The sequence below is a fragment of the Streptomyces sp. Y7 genome, assembly GCF_043195415.1.
Classification (GTDB): domain Bacteria; phylum Actinomycetota; class Actinomycetes; order Streptomycetales; family Streptomycetaceae; genus Streptomyces.
Window position 1 is genome coordinate 240,145 of the sequence record NZ_JBIDDQ010000009.1, and the last position, 16,133, is coordinate 256,277.

Here is a 16,133-nt window from a genome sequence, read left to right on the forward strand (position 1 = left end):
CAGCACGCCAGGGGCTGATCGGGCCTGTGACCTGCGATCCGGTTGGCAGATCGAGGCTCGGGCGGGGATAGTCTGCCGGTGACCTCCCCCGTCGACCTCCGCCGTCGCTCCCGACGCCCCGCCTGGGCGGGCCGCAACTACAGCCTGCTGACCGCCGCCGCGTTCGTCACGAACCTCGGCAGCCACGGTGCGCTGATCGCCGCGGCGTTCGCGGTGCTGGAGGCGGGCGGTGACAGTGGTGACGTGGGCCTGGTGGCCGCCGCCCGCACCCTGCCGCTGGTGCTGTTCCTGCTGATCGGCGGCGCCGTCGCGGACCGTGTTCCCCGGCACCGGGTGATGGTCGCGGCCAACGCCCTCAACTGCGTCTCGCAGGCCGCCTTCGCCGTGCTGGTCCTGTCCGGGAGTGCCGAGCTGTGGCAGATGATGCTGCTGACCGCCCTTGGCGGCACCGGCCAGGCGTTCTTCAGCCCGGCGGCCGAGGGCATGCTGCTGTCGTCGGTCCAGGGTGAGCAGGCGAGCCGGGCGTTCGCGGTGTTCCGGATGGCGATGCAGGGCGCGGCGGTGGGCGGCGCCGCGCTGGGCGGTGCCATGGTGGCCGCGATCGGGCCCGGCTGGGTGCTGGCGGCGGACGCGGCGGCCTTCGCGGTCGCCGGGTCGATGCGGGCGTTCCTCGACGTCGGTCACCTGCCGCGGCGGGTGCCGGGCGGCGGCATGCTCGCCGACCTGCGCGAGGGCTGGCGGGAGTTCGCCGGACGGCCGTGGCTGTGGGGCGTCGTCGTCCAGTTCTCGCTCGCGAACGCGGTCGTGGCCGCGGCCGACGCCGTCTACGGCCCGCTGGTCGCCCGGGACCATCTGGGCGGCGCGGCTCCCTGGGGCATCGCCCTCGGCTTCTTCGGCGCGGGCACGGTCGCGGGCGCCCTGCTGATGACCCGCTGGAAGCCGCGCCGCCTCCTGCTCGCCGGCACCTTGTGCGTCTTCCCGCTCGCCCTGCCCTCGGCCGCGCTCGCGGTACCGGTGCCCATCACGCTGCTGTGCGCGGTGATGTTCCTGACGGGCGTGACGCTGGAGGTGTTCGGCGTCTCCTGGATGACCGCACAGCACCCCCGCGAACGTAACCTCTTTGTATGGTCGATGACTTGGTACAGCGAGCGCACTGGGGGAACCTCGAAGGGCAGAACTGGGCTGGACTGGCCCGCCTGTCGACCGAGGAGGCCGAGGGTGAACTGTCTTCTGATGACAGGTTAGATGGCAGCCGGCCCCGGTTCATGACCGGAAGGGACATCAAGAGCACCGAGGAGCAGGAGAGGGACGGCCGTCAGTTCGTCGAGAGTCGCGGCGGACGGTACGTGTACACGTACATGGAGCCCGACACTTCGGCATGGAAGCGCCGGCGCGTGCGTCTGCCGGACGGGAGCATCGGGTACCGCGTCGTACGGCCCGTGTACGAGGGTGCGTTGGAGGACCTGAAGCAGGGCAAGACCCCGAACGGCGAGCGCATTGACGGTCTAATCGTCTACGACATCGACCGTCTGACTCGCGACCCCCGCCACCTTGAAGACGCGATCGAAACCGTGGAGCACCACCACCGGCCGATCATCGATATCACGGGCACTTTGGACCTGTTGACCGACAACGGGCGCGCCATGGCCCGCGTGGTCGTCGCCATGGCCAACAAGCAGTCCGCCGACACAGCCCGCCGGGTACGCCGCAACCACAAGGCACGGCGAGACCGGGGCATACCAGTGGGCGGAACCCGCCCCTTTGGGTGGCAAGACGACAAGCGCACCCTCAACCCGGCCGAGGCCGAACACATCCGCAAGGCCGCTAAGCGCATCATCCTCGGTACTGAGTGGCACGCGATCGTTGCCGACTGGAACCGTGAGGGGATCACCACGTCGAAGGGCAACCCGTGGACGTGGATCGCGCTCAGGGACATGATGCGGAATCCGCGACTGTGCGGGTACCGATCCCATGTCGTGGTCGAGTTCGCCCCGGAGTCGGGCCGAGAGATCAGGCACCTCACGATCGCTCACGACGACGAGGGCAAGCCTGTGAAAGGGCAGTGGACGCCGATCTTGAAGGTCTCTGAGTGGGAGGCAATCCAAGAGATCATCGGAGATGGGCCGATGCGCGGCGGTGGCCACAACGCTCGTGTCTATCTAGGCTCCGGCACCCTCCGCTGTGGCAAGGAGGACTGTGGCTCACCGCTGCGAGCGATGAAGGCAGCGCCGAGCCGGGGCAAGCCCAAGGGGTACTTCTACTACGTCTGCCCGGCAAAGACGACGGGCAAGGGGTGCGGTGGAGTGAAGATCCCAGGGCCGGAGACGGACGACCTGGTCAGGATGCTCGTAATCGCGAAGTACGAGGAAGAGGCCAGCAAACGGCAAGCTGTAAAGGCGCCGCAAGAGTGGTCAAAGGAAGCCGAACTGGAGATCGTTCGAGAGGACATTGCCGATCTCAAGCAGGCCCGTCGCGCGCGGAAGATCAGCGCCGAGCGCTACTACTCGGATCTTGCCGAGTACGAGGCCGAGGAACAGCGGCTGAAGAGGGAACGCAACGCGTGGCAGCGCCGGAAGCTCGCAGACCAGGGCGAGCTCGTGGACATGGCGGAGGAGTGGCACCGGGGCGGGATCACCCTTGCCGAGCGTCGCTCGTACGTCGCGCGAACGCTGACAGCCTTGGTTGTGCTGCCTGTGGGGAGCGGGCGCAGAGTGCCCTTGCGTGACCGTCTGGTTCCGGTGTGGGCAGAGGAGTAGCACCGGGGGGAGCGGGAGCCCGTCACCTCTTACGGCGATGGTGGCGGGCTCTGTCGCGTGTGCAGACGTCCACGCCCAATGCGGCGTTCATCTGGCGCCACTGAGCATCAGACCAGCCAGGGGACTTGCGCGCGTGCGCTCGTGCCCAAGCCATGTCCTGATCTTCATCAGCACTACTCGGGTGCCGCACCCAGCCGCCCCCTCTCAGCGCCCCACACTTCCCGAGCCAACTCGCGATTCGTGGCAAGGTCTTCCGCAACCCCCGCCGCCAGGAGCGCAGCGCCGGGGGTGTGGCCGGAGCCGACGTAGCGCCAGTGCCGTTCGGTGACCGTGTCGGGAGTGTCGGTGTGGCCCATGTGTTGGGCGCGCTCGGCGCGTAGTGCCGTGTATGTCGTGGAATAGGCCCGCGACTTGGTGAGGACGTGGCCCCGGTACGCGAGCGTGTGAGTCCAGGTGCGTAGGTTCAGGGAGCCGTACTCGGAGAGGCCGCCGAGGCGCCAACAGGTGCGCATGAGGGTGCGGACGTGTTCGCTCACGGGTGCCGACTCGATGTCTGCCCAGGTCGTGAGTGGATGGTCGGTGCCGGCGCCTGTGTCGCTCGCGCCCTTGGTGACGTACTTGGCGATGTACGCGGCCACGGCATCATCGTCCGGCCCGTCGCCCTCCACGCGCAGAGATCGAGCGTCGACCTGGACACCCCAGCGCAAGGCCAACTCCCCCACGGCCGGGCTGTAGGGGGTGTAGACGAGGACCCGCCGAGCGGAGGCGCGTACGGCGTCGATGAGTCGTTCCGCAGTGCCCCAGGGCGGGGGTTCACAGTCGGATCCGTCCGGTCCGTCGAGGCGGACGACGGCGTGTACGTGGACGGCCGCCCGCTTCTGGTATTCGGCGACACGGGCGAAGGAGAGCCGGGCGTGCCTGGGGAAATGGGACTGCACGAGGCCGACCGAGGAGGCCAGGCACCGCCGGACGTCGATGACGAACCGGTCCCACAGCTTCGAGGCATGCGCGTGCCACAGCACGTGGGCGGCGTAGTCGTAGCAGTCGGCGCACAGCGGTTGACCGATGACCGACGCGTCCGGGGCGTGGACGGCGTCGCAGCCGAGGGGACGGCCATGCTCACACCGGTCGCCGGCGCGGCGGGGGCGACAGAGCTCCCCGGCACGGTGCACAGGCCCGAAGGACGGGGCGGTCAGGGTGACGAAGAGCCGGGGCCGGTGGCGCACACTGCCGGGGACGTTCTTGCCGCCGAGGAGGCCCGCGCGGACGAGGTGGAAGGTGTCCCCGGCGTGGAGGCGGGAGCAGGCCGGGCAGATGGTTGCGCGGCGGTTGCGGCACCGGATGAGGAGGCGTTCGCCGGGTTCGTTGCGGGTGTCGTAGTCGTGGAGGATCTCGCCGGTTGTGCCGTCCAGGGTGGTGGTCGAGCCGGAGAGGTGGACGGGGTGGGAGCAGCCGCAGGTTGCGGTGATCTGCTCCAGCCAGCGCGGGAATTGGGGGTCTTGAGCGATGCGGATTGCGTCGCGGTCTGCTTCGGGGAGCTGACGCAGGCGCGCCGCGCGGTCGAGGACGGCGCGCCTGTCAGCCGGGCTGAACTCCGCGGTGATGGTGGTGACCTTCCGGGGTGGGCCGCCGAGGCGGCACGGTGGTTGGGGGGTGGTGCGCCGTTGGTCATGGGGATCACCTTCCTTGTGTGGGCCGGGTAGAGAGGGTCAGTGGATGGTTCCGGTGCCACGGCAGACGCGGCAGCGCCGCCGCCGTCCGGTCCAGGTCCTACGTGCTCCGTCGCCCTTGCAGTGGGGGCACCTCACGCGGGGCATGGGCATGGCCGTGTGTCCTTTCTGCTCAGGTGTGGGAGAAGCCGTTGATCACCCACGTGACGAGTTCGTGGGCGGTGAGGCCCACGGGGGTCTGGCCGAGGTAGAGACCGAAGAGGCCGACGCAGACCGCTTCCCAAGCGCGGACGTCGCGGGAGCGGACGAGGAGGACGGTGATGATCCCGAAGATCACCGCGAACGTGAACGCCGTGCCTTCGCTGATCACTTGTCGTCTCCTTCCAGCACCGCCAGGGCGCGGGCTATGACGGGCAGTTCCGGGGTCATCGCGGCGTGCTTCCGAGCCGTCGACACGGCTTCCTCGGTCGGAGTGAGGTGGGAACGAGCGCGGCTCCAGCCGCCCTCCGGGCCGGTGCAGACGGCCACGCCGCGTTCCTCGGCCGTGATCGACTGGGCGACGGCGACGGCGTCCTTGTTGAGGTCACCCAAGGCCATCTCTGCCGTGCCGGGATCATTGACGCGGTGGCAGATTCGGCCGGCGAGCTGAGCCCGCAAGGCAGTGACGCCGGGGCCGAGGTCTGAGCCGACCCTTTGTCCAGCGACGACCAGGTGCAGGCCGAGCGCCGCCCCGAGCTGGCCCAGACGTAAGAGGAGGGTGGAGCACTGTTCGGCTTCCGCCTTGCCCTCACGGGTGCCGTCCGAGAGGTACAGTTCCGCGATTTCATCGACGATCACGACGACGGGTACCGGCCGCAGCTTGTCGGGCAGTTCCCAGATCGAGCGGACACCTGCCGACCGGCACGTACTCATCCGGTCCTGCATGTCGACCACGAGCGCGGACAGCACCGCGACCGCTTCCCGTCGGCAGGTTGCCAGTGCGCTCAACCGTTCGGCGAACAGGCCGAGTTCCATGCCGCCCTTGCAGTCGATGCCAACCAGGGCGACGGGCTGCCCGGAGAGTTGGGTGATCAGCCGGGCCAGCAGGGTGGACTTGCCGGAGCGGGTGGCCCCGGCGATCAGCCAGTGCGGCACGAGCCGCAGGTTCATGACCCAGGCGCCGCCGCTCTCCAGGACGCCGATGAGTGCCGAGAGGAGTTCGGCCGGAGCCGTAGCGAGGCCGGGTCGCTCCAGCGGATCCGTGTCCGTCGCCGTCAGCAGCACGAATCCGCGTTCCGGGGAGGTGACGCGGACCGCGTGGACCTTCCAAGCGTGCACCAGGGCGTCGGCCGCCTTCATGTACGTTGCCGGAGTCTGCCCCGCGTGGAGCCGCACGGTCACCGTCAGGCCCATGCGGGTGGCGCGCGGGAACGAGAACCGGGGAGCCACCGACCGCAGCGGATCTCCCTTGACCACCAAGTCCCCGAGCAGTCCGCGCGAAGGACGACGGGAGACGGCGAGGTCATTGAGCGTTGCGACATTGCGCCAAGTCCCTAGTACCCGGCATACGGTGACCGGGTAGCCGACGAGGTACCAGTGCCAGACCGGACGGTGCCGGCGCACCAAGTCACCGACGACGAGCACCCAGGCCAGCATGGCCAAGCCGAAGGCGAGCAGGATCGGTCCCATCACGCGTCACCGCCCTTGCCCTGCGCGGCCGTGCCGTGCACGGGCGTGATGGCGTCAGCGCGGAAGCTGACTCCGTGTCGCTCGCCCATCGACCACATGAACGCCGTCAGGCCGGTGACCCGGACGATCTGTCCTTCCTCGATGCCCTTCGGTTGTCCGCTCACTGCGATCTCGATGACGGAGATTCGCCGTCCGTCCTGCCGCACGGTAACGGCGACGGTCCAGACCGGATTGCCGTCCCGGTCCCTCTTCACCTCCTGTGTCTCAGAGTTGGTGATCTTCGCTTCGGGCGCGATGGCGCACCGCAGTACGCCCAGCCGCGCCGTGTCCACGGGAATGGACTGCATTGCTTGGCCTCCCTGGCCAGTCGAAGACGTCAGCTCTCATTCTGACGTCACTTGTCCTAATGAGTTACGACTATGAAGTGCTGTGCGGCGGGGGTGCAACTACTTATGCTGACGAGTGATGTCGCGCGTGCGACGTGACTACGACCTCAACCCGGAGATGCCGAGATGTCGGAGATCCAGCGCCCCGGATCCCTCTACCAGCAGGTGGCCGCCGCGATCCGAGAAGCGATCCTGTCCGGCGAGTTCGCGCCCGACTCCCTGTTGCCATCCGAAGCCCAGCTCATGGCCCGCTACAGCGTCTCCCGGCCGACTGTCCGCAACGCCATCGCGGCGCTGCGCGCGGAAGGTCTCATCGACGTCCGCCATGGCAAGGGCAGCTTCGTACGCTCCAGCGGACAGCCCGTGCTCACCATCGAGCGCCGCATCAGCCGCGCCGCCGAAGGCAAGTTCGTCATGCCCAACGGCGACACCTGGCAGGAGGCCGAGGACCCGAGCACCTACCGCACCCACACCACGAAGGACACCGGCCGACTCCTCAAACTCGAAGAGGAAGAAGCCCTGTTCGGGTGCGACCGATTGCTCATCGATCCTGGCACCGGCACGCGTGCGATGCACCGCACGCTGATCCCGTTCGAGGTCGCGGACGGCATCCCGATGCTTGCGGAGGAGCCCTGCAAGCGGCCAGCAGCGATCTACCGATGGCTCACCGAGGACGGCCACAAGCTGACATGGACCGAGACGGTGCGCGCCCGTATGCCCCTGCCCGACGAGAGGACCACGCTCAAGCTCCCGGACGCGACACCGATCCTGCACGTCGCCCGCATCACGCACGACACCGACGACCACCCGCTGTTCCTCGAAGAGCTCCGCTTCGGCGCGGACCGTGCCGAACTCGCCTACCGAATCGCCGCCGACAAGCAGCCGGCGCGACGAGCCCGGGCCTGAGCACCAACGGCGATCGGTCGAAACAACCTTCACTTCCTCAAGGGCGCGCCTGCGGCGCGCCGGGGCGCCCGGCCGCCCCGGCCGGGCGTGCGGCGTGGCCGCCGATCCCGTCCGGTCGTCCGATGCCCCCACCCACAGCACGCCCGAGAAGTCGAGGCGTCGAGAGGCCGCCTCAGGCCGGGGCGCACGGGGCTGGGGGTCGACGGCCTCCGAGACTTTAGGCAGCCACCGTGGGGCGAGCCTCGAAGAACAGGGGGCCGATCGGGCTATTGCGGGCAGGTCCAAGGACTGCCCGATCCGCTGGCGAGCGTAAGGCCCCCTGTTCACTCGCCCCATGGCAGCTCCAGCCCAAAGTCTCTCCGGCCGGCGACGTGCCCACGTGCACCGCTCACCAGTGAAAAGGCGCCTCATGATGCACCACCGTCGCCATCCGCCCGCGCCTCCAGGAGCCGGGCAAGCCGGTCCACGGCGCCCGGCCGACCCGCCAGCCGCACCACACCCCGACCGTTCTCGTTCGTCGAGGGGACGGCTCGTACGGCAGACAGCTCTAAGCCCATACTCAGGAGCGCCCGGTTCAGACGATCGGCCGCCTCTCGCGCCTCGCGCCAACCCGCGATGTAGTCGACGCCGGATACCCAGAGACCGGAGTCCGCGCCCGGCATGTCGAGACCGTCACTCAGCCAACCCTCACCGGAGCCAGTCACCTTGTACACCTCTGCCCTGATCTAGGTAACGGATCATCAACTTCCTGTGACCAGAGCCGAAATGCAGCACAACGGCCCCGGTACCATCAGGCACCGGGAACCGCCGTGTTCCCAGCCGGGCCACCCTTCGCTTTCCAGGGCTGATGGGGTGGCCCGGTCTCGGTATTGGGTTATGAAGCGCGGCCCCTCACTCGGGAGGGGAGACTCCGATGTCAGAGAGGCCGCGCTCCTTCGGTCGGAGTGGTCAGACTCCGACCCGTCCGGGCCGCCGCCCACTCCTGATCGCGAAGGAGTGGTCGAGGGGTGATGGCCCGGAGATCATCAATGCGGGCTTTCCTCAGCTCCGCCGTCCAGGTCGAAGCGACACCAGACCGTCTTGCCTCCGCCCTCTTCCGGCGTCCACCACACCGCCGCAGCCATCCGCTGAGCGATCATCAACCCGCGGCCGCTGTCGGGCACGACCGCCTCCGTCAACTCGCCCACCAGCTCGGGTGAGATGGCGTCGCCCTGAGGAAGAAGCGGCGGCGTCGAATCCTCATCCCTGACGCCGATGAAGAGCCACTTCGGATACAGCTTGTAGGTCACGTCGATACGACGACAGCCGCCGGGACGGCTCAGATGACCGTCCGGCAAGGCATGGTTGACCACATTCCCGACCAGCTCTGACACAACCAGCCGGGCGTCGTACACGAGGTCCCGCTCAGCCGCGCCCCGGAGGAACACGGTCGCCGTGTCGCGCGCGATGCGTGCCGTGTCGCCGCACTCGGCAAAGAGCGTCACCGTCATGTAGTGCCCACCGGAGGACGGATTCGGCGCCACGAACCAGTGCGCGTACGCCTCCAGCTCCCTCGCCACGTACTCGGCTTCCCCGCGTCCATCACGTCCCCTTCTGAACCGTCCGACTGCCTTCACGGCACCGTTTGCTTCACGCAGGCCAGTACACGGCGCAACAGACGCGAGCGGGAGCGTTCACCAGGGGGTTCACGTGAACACCAGCAAAGGCAAAGGGGGTTCAACAATGAACCCCGCAACCCGCGACGGCTGTGACACGATGAACACTCGCTGTCATTCTCGGGTTGGCAGGGGAGCATGAGCCGAGAGCCGAACGCGCAGTTGATCTCCGTCATGGGTGAGGCAAAGGTCTCGAACAAGGGCCTTGCGAAACGCATGACGGACGAGGCCGCCCAGCGCGGCATGGACCTGGGAACAACGCACGTCGCCGTGAAGCGATGGCGCGAAGGCGCCGGCATCCGCCCGCAGACAGCGGCACTCATGGCAGACGTGCTGTCAGCCAAGCTCGGACGCCGCATCACGCCGGGCGACCTCGGCTTCTTCGACCACACAAAGTCGACAGCACCTGCGCCTATCGGCTACCCGAGCACCGTTCCCGACCTCTTGTCCATGCTCGACGGAGTCACCCAAGAGCGCGCTGACACAGTCACGCCGGATCAACTGATCATCGCGGACGCAGACCTCAACTCCGCCGTTCTCTCATGGATGATCGCGCGCCCCGATGGAATCCAGGCCGACAGGCCCGCTCACCAACGCGTCGGCATGCGTGACGTCCGCGCGATCCGGGACGCCGCCGGGATGTTCATGCAACTCGACTTCAAGTACGGCGGAGGCCACGGCCACAAAGCCCTACGCCACTACTTCCGTCACGAAGTGCTGCCCCTGCTGGACGCGAGCTACAGCGAAAAGGTCGGCACCGCATTATTCGGCGCCTCTGCCGAAATCTCCCAGTTGCTTGCATGGACCGCATACGACGTCGGCAACCACCGCCTTGCCCACCGCTACCTGACATCCACCCTGCGCCTGTCCCAGGTCATCGATGACCGCATGTTCGGCGCCCGCATCCTCGGCAACCTCAGCCACCAGGCCAACTACCTCGGCAACCACGCCCAGGCCATCCAGCTGGCGCGCGCCGCCGTCGAGGGCGCCAAGGGCCGAGCCACCCCACGCGCGTTATCGAACTACTCGGCCATGGAGGCTCGCGCCCTGTCCAACGCCGGCGACGGCATCGCGGCGGCCCGCGCGATGGGGGAGGCAGAACGCCACTTCGAACGCGCCGACACGGGCGAAGACCCCGCATGGCTGGGCTACTTCGACGAAGCGGAACTCATGGGCGAACTCTGCCACTGCTTCCGCGACCTCAAGATGCGCCGCGAAGCAGTCACACAAGCCCAACGCGCCGTAGACAGCACCGACCCCAAGTACGCCCGCACCCTCGGCTTCTGCCGCATGGTGCTCGCCCAGAGCCAGCTACTCAACGGCGAGTTGGAAGCCGCCGTCACCACCGCAAGCCTCGCAGTCGACGGCGGCGACTCCCTCCAGTCCAATCGCTTCCAGCGCTACGTGACCGACTTCCAGAGCGAAGTCAGTGTGCACGCGGCGAATCCCACCGTGGCCGCCTTCAATGAGAAGGTGCACGACGCCCTCACCCGCCTAGACGAGGACGACGAGTAGCAGCTACCAGGGCCGCCAATCCCGAGGCGCGTCGTCGTTCCGCAGACCGGCGATGCGCCGGCGATACTCGGCAGCGGTTTCCTCGTTCTCCTGCACGTTCTGCATGAGCCAGGTCGTCATACCGAACTCTTGGATGCCCCGCAGTGTCTCGTAGCCGGGCCAGTCGTACAGATCGCGCCCATACGCGGCCACGAAGTCGGCATACTGCACGTCGGTCTGCCACCCAAGGCTGTGGTGTTCCACGGCCGTGACCATGAGATCCCACTCAGGATGGTCGTAGCAGAAGGCTTCGAAGTCGATCAGGATGACGCGCCCCTGATCGTCCACCATGAGGTTCTGCACATGGGCGTCCCCGTGCACCGGCCCCTTGGGCGTCTCGAACCGCAGCTCGGTGTACTTGTCTCGTAGCTCATGCCACCGCTTCCGCAGGAAGACCTTGTCATCGTGCGGGATGACGGCGCGGTCGACTCGTAGCTCTTGCTTGTCGAAGGGACTGAACGACGGCAGCGATAGCCTGTCCGGCACAGTCAGCGAGTGCAGATCCCGCAGGACGCCGCCCAGCTCCCCGTACGTCGCCTTACGGTCACCCTCGACGATCAGATGCCAGAACGTCACCGGGTGACCATCGATCAAGAACGGCTGCTCCAGGTCCTCAACGATCCGAGCAGCCGGAAGGCCTTCCTCCCCCAGCCACCGCGACACATCCACCTCTACGCGGGCTTTGGACAGCCACTCTTCCCCTCTCGCCACACGCACGATCACCGGCACGGAAGCCAGCCGGAACAACGCGTTCTCCCCGAGACGGATCAGCTCTGCGCCTCTGTCGTCGAGTCCCGCAGCCCGGCACGCGGCAGCCATCACCCGCGCAGCCCTCGCCGACGTGAACCCCTCTTGCGTTCGAGCAGCGTCAACCGCCATGCCCGTACCAGCTCCCTTAGTCGCGCGCGATCAACCGGCGCGCGTCTACGGGTGACCAACCCGACGTACGCCGGACACGACCACGACGGTACCTAGGGAATCCCGCTCGCCACGAGGGAGCACGAGCCAGACGCCGGAAGGTCACCGGGTGACCGTCGACCAGGACGGACTATTCCAGGCTCTCGAAGAGCCGGGAAGCCGGATACCTCTCCAACGGAAGCCGTCTGGCGACAGCAACCTTGACTCGAGCCTTCGGTAACCAGGGTTCACCCCGGGCAACCCGGACTATGACCGGCACCGCGGCCAGTCGTAACAGGGAATTTCCCCAAGGCGGCACCTCAGTGCCTCTGTCCTCGAGCCCCGCAGCCCGGCACGGGGCACTTATCGCCCGCGTAGCCCTCGCCGACGTGAACCCCTCTTCCGATCGAGCAGCGTCAACCGCACACACCCGGGTGGCCAACGCATCGTGCACCGGACACACGACCACGACGCTACCCAGCGGCAGGCCGTCCCAGCGCGAGGTATACGGAGGCCTCGCCGCTCTGTCCAAGCAAGGTTTGAGCGAGTCGAGGCCTGAGAACACCCTTCATTCGTGCCTGTGGCGTGTACACCTCAAGATCGAAGCTACTCGTGCGGTAGGCCCAACCTTCCAGGTCATGCCCCAAGTTGAAGCGAGACGCCTATCATGGTCACGGACATCATGAACTTGGGGGGCGTATGAGTGACATAGTAACGATCGACTTGGGCAACGGTGACACCGTGTCAGCCGAAGTCATCGGCGACTTACCCTTTCAGCAACCTCCCACCGCCGACTACGGCGATGTTGGGATGCGCAGCGGGCAGCGCGCCGCCCAACTCGGTTCTGCTGTAGCTATGACACTGGACCAGGTACGTAGCACCGTACAGGGTGTAGGCCGGTGGGCTGCGCAGAGCATCATCGAGGGCTCCGCGGGAGCACCGGACGCCTTCGAGGTTGAGTTCGGACTTAAGTTAGCAGTGAAATCTGGCCAGTTGCTTGGTGTAATAGCTGAGGCTGGCAGCGAGGCAGGGCTAACTATCCGGCTTTCTTGGGATCTGGCCTCGCGTCGAGGCGACCACGCAGGCGATCAGGACGTTGAGTGACGGTGTCGCAGCTAGGCCTGAGCGAAATCGAAACATCTCGCCATTGCACAGTGTGGATTTCCGTCGATGGCCAGTTCCGTGGCAGTGGATTCCTCGTATCAACCGGCGTGGTGATTACAGCCGCGCACGTTATTACGGGTGCAGATGGGCCAGCCACAGAAGTCACCGTGCACCATACGTCGGGTGCGCATGTAGTGCCGATGGAGTGCATCCGAACTGAGCCGCCCCGGCACGATGGAAGCCGGTTTTACCCGTACCCGGACCTAGCGTGTCTCTCAGTGCCACATTGGAAAAGACATCCAGTGGCCGATATGGCACCAAGTGAGGCAGAAATTGGAGCGCAATTAATTGCACTTGGATACTCCCCCGATACTCCAACTCCTGGAGTGCAGCCTGAATCGCTTATTCTTCGCTCTGCCGGCAGGTCGGCTGGTTTCATGCGAGTATTGGGGGATGGAGTAAAAGAGGGATACAGCGGCAGTATGCTGCTGGGCCCAGACCGCCTGGTCTACGGCGTACTCAAGGGCAGCCGCTCATACTCAGTCGATCAGGGCGGTTGGTTTGTCCCCGTGACCGCGCTCGCAGCGTTTCTTGGCACGAACAGTTCTCCGCACCAAAACCTTGCCACGGTCGCTCGTCTGCCGACTGATGCAGAAATCGTGGAAGCTTTGATGGCCTTTCCCGCCTTGGCCCGCCCCGATAGCCGCTACGATCTGCTCGAGAAAATGGGGAACCATCTGGGACTGCCACATTCCTTTGAAGTTGACGATCGTTCCGATCGAAGAGACCATCTTTATCGCCTGGTGCATCGGTGTAGACACTACCGAGACGGCCAGAGCGCGCTGCAGGCAATGTACACAGCGATGGAGGAACTCGTACCTTACGACGCCGCCCTTGAGCGTCTTCGTTTAGTCGTCAGTCGCACCATCGGCGACTGGGAGGGTATGCAGTGATATGAGCTTTGCGCAGAATCCAGAGATGCAGGCCGGCCCTTGGTCTCAAGCGGCAGGAGATCTCTTGTGCGATGTGCTGCTGAGGTTCGAGAAAATGCAGCGCCTTGAGTTCCGCCTGAGTTTACTTGATCAAATGGCGAAAGATGAGCGGTCACGTGATATTAATCATGACGTTCCCGAATCCTCGGACCCGAGAATTCACGTCAGGACAATTCTGGGCGTCACCGCCTCGCGTACAGATCCGTTGGGGGTCCTAGAATCGCTGACCGATTCACTAGCTGCGCAAACACCTCACGACGGTGCAATGCCATGGCTAAAATTAATCGTGCTCACATTGACGGACTGCGCGCCACTACTTTCCGAACACATACTGTCTCTAATTAAATCTCTTCGTGGGCTGACCTCACAGCCTCGACCTCATAGACTGCATACATATCTGCTCGGATCGAGCAAGGGGCTGCACACCCTGCGCGGCAGGGAGACGTTGCCGGAGATTTTGTCCCACCTCGCTGACCTCCGCGACGACCCGAACCTGACCGCCATGTTCCGTTTTCTGCGCGCATTTAGTTCTGACGCGACAAGCCCTGTGTATGCGGAGCTCGCGCCAGTTCGAGACATCCTAGCGAAAATGACGTCTGACGGGAAAGCGGCGACCGTAGATGACATTGCAAATTCGGAGAGTTACCGCTTAATCGTGCAGATTCGGCTTGAGGCTGAAGATGCCGAACACGTATCAAATGGACGGTATCGACTGCATGCATCTTTTTACCGGCAGTCGTTATCTGGCGGACGCTTGGAGCGCGTTGGCAGCCTCGGGCAAGTTGAGTCCTTCTTTAAAGATGAGCTGATTGGCGAGGGTAGTACCCGCCTAACTCGCTGGGCTGATTTGGCGCGTGAGGTACGTGCATCTGCCGGCGGTCATGTCAGGATTGAGTTCCTCCTGCCGACATCTTTACTCGGTCATCCAGCTGAATTGTGGTCAACTGGTGCTACTCGACGTCCCCTAGGGCAACATCATCCTGTGGTTGTTCGCTCGCTAGAGCGGTATATAGATGCTTGGCTGGACACTCGCCCTTGGAGGGAGCGCTGGAACTGCCTTCAACAAAAAAGGGAAGAGGCAGATGCGCTTGAGTTGATTGGCTGGCCCGCGTTGGACTCCGAACGAGCAACGGAACTTACACGTTGGGTAGCCTCCCAGCCCGCACTCGCCTGCCTCGGGTTGAGCGTGCCGTACGACGAGCTTGACGCCCCCATGCGTGACGCAGTGGATGATGCGATATTTACGGAAGGAATGCCGGTGCTGCTATGGCGGAGAGATAAAGGGGCGCCCTCTGAGTTGCTGGAAGCACTACGAGAGAACAGGCCTAGTTGCCTTGCTGACCTCCCGGAGACGGTCCACCTGTGCCGTCGAAAGGGGCGTGCCGCGGGAACGGATGATGTGCGTAATAACATCACGCTGCTGTGGGACGACCCGGACTGCCTCGATCCGGACCAAGACACCCCTTTCGCCGGAATGATGTGAGGAGTGGCCTCATGGAAATCAGTCATGAGTCGGAGGAGGAAGAGTGGTGGATCTACAGGGGAACCGGGATCCCTCATTCCGGTATTAGTGACCTGCCAGCACCACCAGCCTGGCGGTCCTTCGGCGATACCTCAGGCCAGCCATTGTTGCCCCTGCCGTCCCAGGAGCACTCTTCCGGTGCTACCAACCGGCGACTCGGGCGCGTCCGGCAGGCGGCGGCTTACCAGGCAGACAAAGCCGAAGTGCAGTTGGTTAATCTCGCACTTCATCTGCGTCGCCCACTATTGATCACTGGTAAACCCGGGGTGGGGAAATCTACGCTGGCCTACGCTGTAGCACACGAATTGCGTTTGGGCCCCGTGCTACGTTGGCCGATTACCAGCCGATCAGCTCTTCGTGACGGCCTATACGCCTATGATGCAATCGGGCGACTTCATGATGCCGGGATAAGAGGCGATTCGAAGGGTTTGGAAGAGCCTAAGATTGGACGGTACCTGAGGCTAGGACCTCTGGGTACTGCCCTTTTGCCGTGGCGCCATCCCAGAGTCTTGTTGATCGATGAGATTGACAAAAGCGATGTCGATCTGCCGAATGACCTACTCAACGTTTTCGAGGAGGGTGAATTCGAGATTCCAGAGCTCTCCCGGCTCGGCTCAGGCAACCAGGAGGTTATGACGGCAGATCCGGCCCGGGTTGCTAACGTAGAGGGAGGTATAGTGCGGTGTGCGGAATTCCCCTTCGTAATTCTTACCAGCAATGCAGAACGCGAGTTCCCTAAGGCGTTTCTTCGCCGTTGCGTACGTCTTGAGGTGCAGCCGCCAGATGCCGCGCGATTGGCTGCAATGGTTGCAGCCCATTTGGGCGAGGCCCCAGAAGCAGAATCGGCCCGTGCTGACTTGATCACAGAGTTCCTTCGTCGCCAACGTGAAGAGGGAGCGAACCTGGCAAATGACCAACTACTGAACGCACTACTCATGGCCGAGCGTGGCCTGTGGTCCCACAAGTCAGGTCGTGACGTCATTCAGAACATGCTGCTGCGTTCGCTCGGTGACAGTTGATTAG

15 protein-coding genes are annotated in these 16,133 nt (G+C 65.1%); 8 read left to right on the forward strand and 7 right to left on the reverse strand.

All coding sequences use genetic code 11. The features are described from left to right. Positions 1–78 precede the first annotated feature (78 nt). Together ACGFW6_RS24055 and ACGFW6_RS24060 are read left to right on the forward strand one after the other, a co-directional pair. Positions 79–1,245, forward strand: a complete 1,167-nt coding sequence (locus ACGFW6_RS24055) for an MFS transporter (protein ID WP_393513363.1) — start codon at positions 79–81, stop codon at positions 1,243–1,245. Beyond that, on the forward strand, positions 1,137–2,756 hold the full coding sequence (locus ACGFW6_RS24060; protein WP_393513634.1) for a recombinase family protein: 1,620 nt from the start codon (positions 1,137–1,139) through the stop codon (positions 2,754–2,756). The genes ACGFW6_RS24055 and ACGFW6_RS24060 overlap by 109 nt, the downstream gene beginning before the upstream one ends. 173 nt (positions 2,757–2,929) lie before the next feature. On the opposite strand, the gene ACGFW6_RS24065 is transcribed toward ACGFW6_RS24060, so the two are convergent. From ACGFW6_RS24065 to ACGFW6_RS24080, 4 genes are all read right to left on the reverse strand, one after another. Beyond that, a complete protein-coding gene (locus ACGFW6_RS24065) occupies positions 2,930–4,303 on the reverse strand; it encodes a replication initiator (RefSeq protein WP_393513637.1) in 1,374 nt (457 codons plus the stop codon). 295 nt (positions 4,304–4,598) lie between these two features. Beyond that, the gene (locus tag ACGFW6_RS24070; protein WP_393513366.1) at positions 4,599–4,796 is read right to left on the reverse strand and encodes a hypothetical protein; all 198 of its coding nucleotides are present in this window, start codon (positions 4,794–4,796) and stop codon (positions 4,599–4,601) included. After that, positions 4,793–6,094 carry an FtsK/SpoIIIE domain-containing protein gene (locus ACGFW6_RS24075; protein WP_393513640.1) on the reverse strand — a complete coding sequence of 434 codons (1,302 nt, stop codon included), beginning with the start codon at positions 6,092–6,094 and terminating at the stop codon, positions 4,793–4,795. Before ACGFW6_RS24075 ends, ACGFW6_RS24070 begins: the two co-directional genes overlap by 4 nt. After that, positions 6,094–6,441, reverse strand: a complete 348-nt coding sequence (locus tag ACGFW6_RS24080) for a hypothetical protein (protein WP_393513369.1) — start codon at positions 6,439–6,441, stop codon at positions 6,094–6,096. The genes ACGFW6_RS24075 and ACGFW6_RS24080 overlap by 1 nt, the downstream gene beginning before the upstream one ends. A gap of 165 nt (positions 6,442–6,606) precedes the next feature. Here ACGFW6_RS24080 and ACGFW6_RS24085 point away from each other — a divergent pair, with 165 nt between their 5' ends. Beyond that, positions 6,607–7,386 carry a GntR family transcriptional regulator gene (locus ACGFW6_RS24085; RefSeq protein ID WP_393513372.1) on the forward strand — a complete coding sequence of 260 codons (780 nt, stop codon included), beginning with the start codon at positions 6,607–6,609 and terminating at the stop codon, positions 7,384–7,386. A 407-nt stretch (positions 7,387–7,793) separates the two neighbouring features. Here ACGFW6_RS24085 and ACGFW6_RS24090 read toward each other — a convergent pair whose 3' ends face one another. Beyond that, entirely contained in the window at positions 7,794–8,090 is a 297-nt protein-coding gene (locus tag ACGFW6_RS24090; protein WP_393513643.1) for a hypothetical protein, read from the reverse strand. Between the two features lie 321 nt (positions 8,091–8,411). Then, complete coding sequence (locus tag ACGFW6_RS24095) at positions 8,412–8,945, reverse strand: ATP-binding protein (protein ID WP_393513375.1); 534 nt, start codon at positions 8,943–8,945, stop codon at positions 8,412–8,414. Positions 8,946–9,179: 234 nt separating this feature from the next. Between ACGFW6_RS24095 and ACGFW6_RS24100 the strand changes: the two genes are divergently transcribed. Further along, positions 9,180–10,556, forward strand: coding sequence for a sporulation protein (locus ACGFW6_RS24100; protein WP_393513378.1), 1,377 nt, complete (start codon positions 9,180–9,182; stop codon positions 10,554–10,556). A gap of 3 nt (positions 10,557–10,559) precedes the next feature. Here the strand turns inward: ACGFW6_RS24100 and ACGFW6_RS24105 are convergent, their stop codons facing one another. Next, positions 10,560–11,474: a phosphotransferase enzyme family protein gene (locus tag ACGFW6_RS24105; RefSeq protein ID WP_393513381.1), complete on the reverse strand. Its 915-nt coding sequence runs from the start codon at positions 11,472–11,474 to the stop codon at positions 10,560–10,562. 717 nt (positions 11,475–12,191) lie between these two features. Here ACGFW6_RS24105 and ACGFW6_RS24110 point away from each other — a divergent pair. Genes ACGFW6_RS24110 through ACGFW6_RS24125 form a run of 4 tightly spaced genes read left to right on the forward strand, consistent with a single transcriptional unit; the run spans position 12,192 to position 16,129 of the window. After that, positions 12,192–12,596 (forward strand): CU044_2847 family protein, encoded by a 405-nt coding sequence (locus ACGFW6_RS24110; protein WP_393513384.1) that lies wholly within the window; start codon positions 12,192–12,194, stop codon positions 12,594–12,596. Between the two features lie 50 nt (positions 12,597–12,646). Next, positions 12,647–13,549: a trypsin-like peptidase domain-containing protein gene (locus ACGFW6_RS24115; RefSeq protein WP_393513646.1), complete on the forward strand. Its 903-nt coding sequence runs from the start codon at positions 12,647–12,649 to the stop codon at positions 13,547–13,549. Position 13,550: 1 nt separating this feature from the next. Further along, the gene (locus ACGFW6_RS24120) at positions 13,551–15,071 is read left to right on the forward strand and encodes a hypothetical protein (RefSeq protein ID WP_393513387.1); all 1,521 of its coding nucleotides are present in this window, start codon (positions 13,551–13,553) and stop codon (positions 15,069–15,071) included. 11 nt (positions 15,072–15,082) lie between these two features. After that, complete coding sequence (locus ACGFW6_RS24125) at positions 15,083–16,129, forward strand: AAA family ATPase (protein ID WP_393513390.1); 1,047 nt, start codon at positions 15,083–15,085, stop codon at positions 16,127–16,129. The last annotated feature ends 4 nt before the right edge of the window (positions 16,130–16,133 follow it).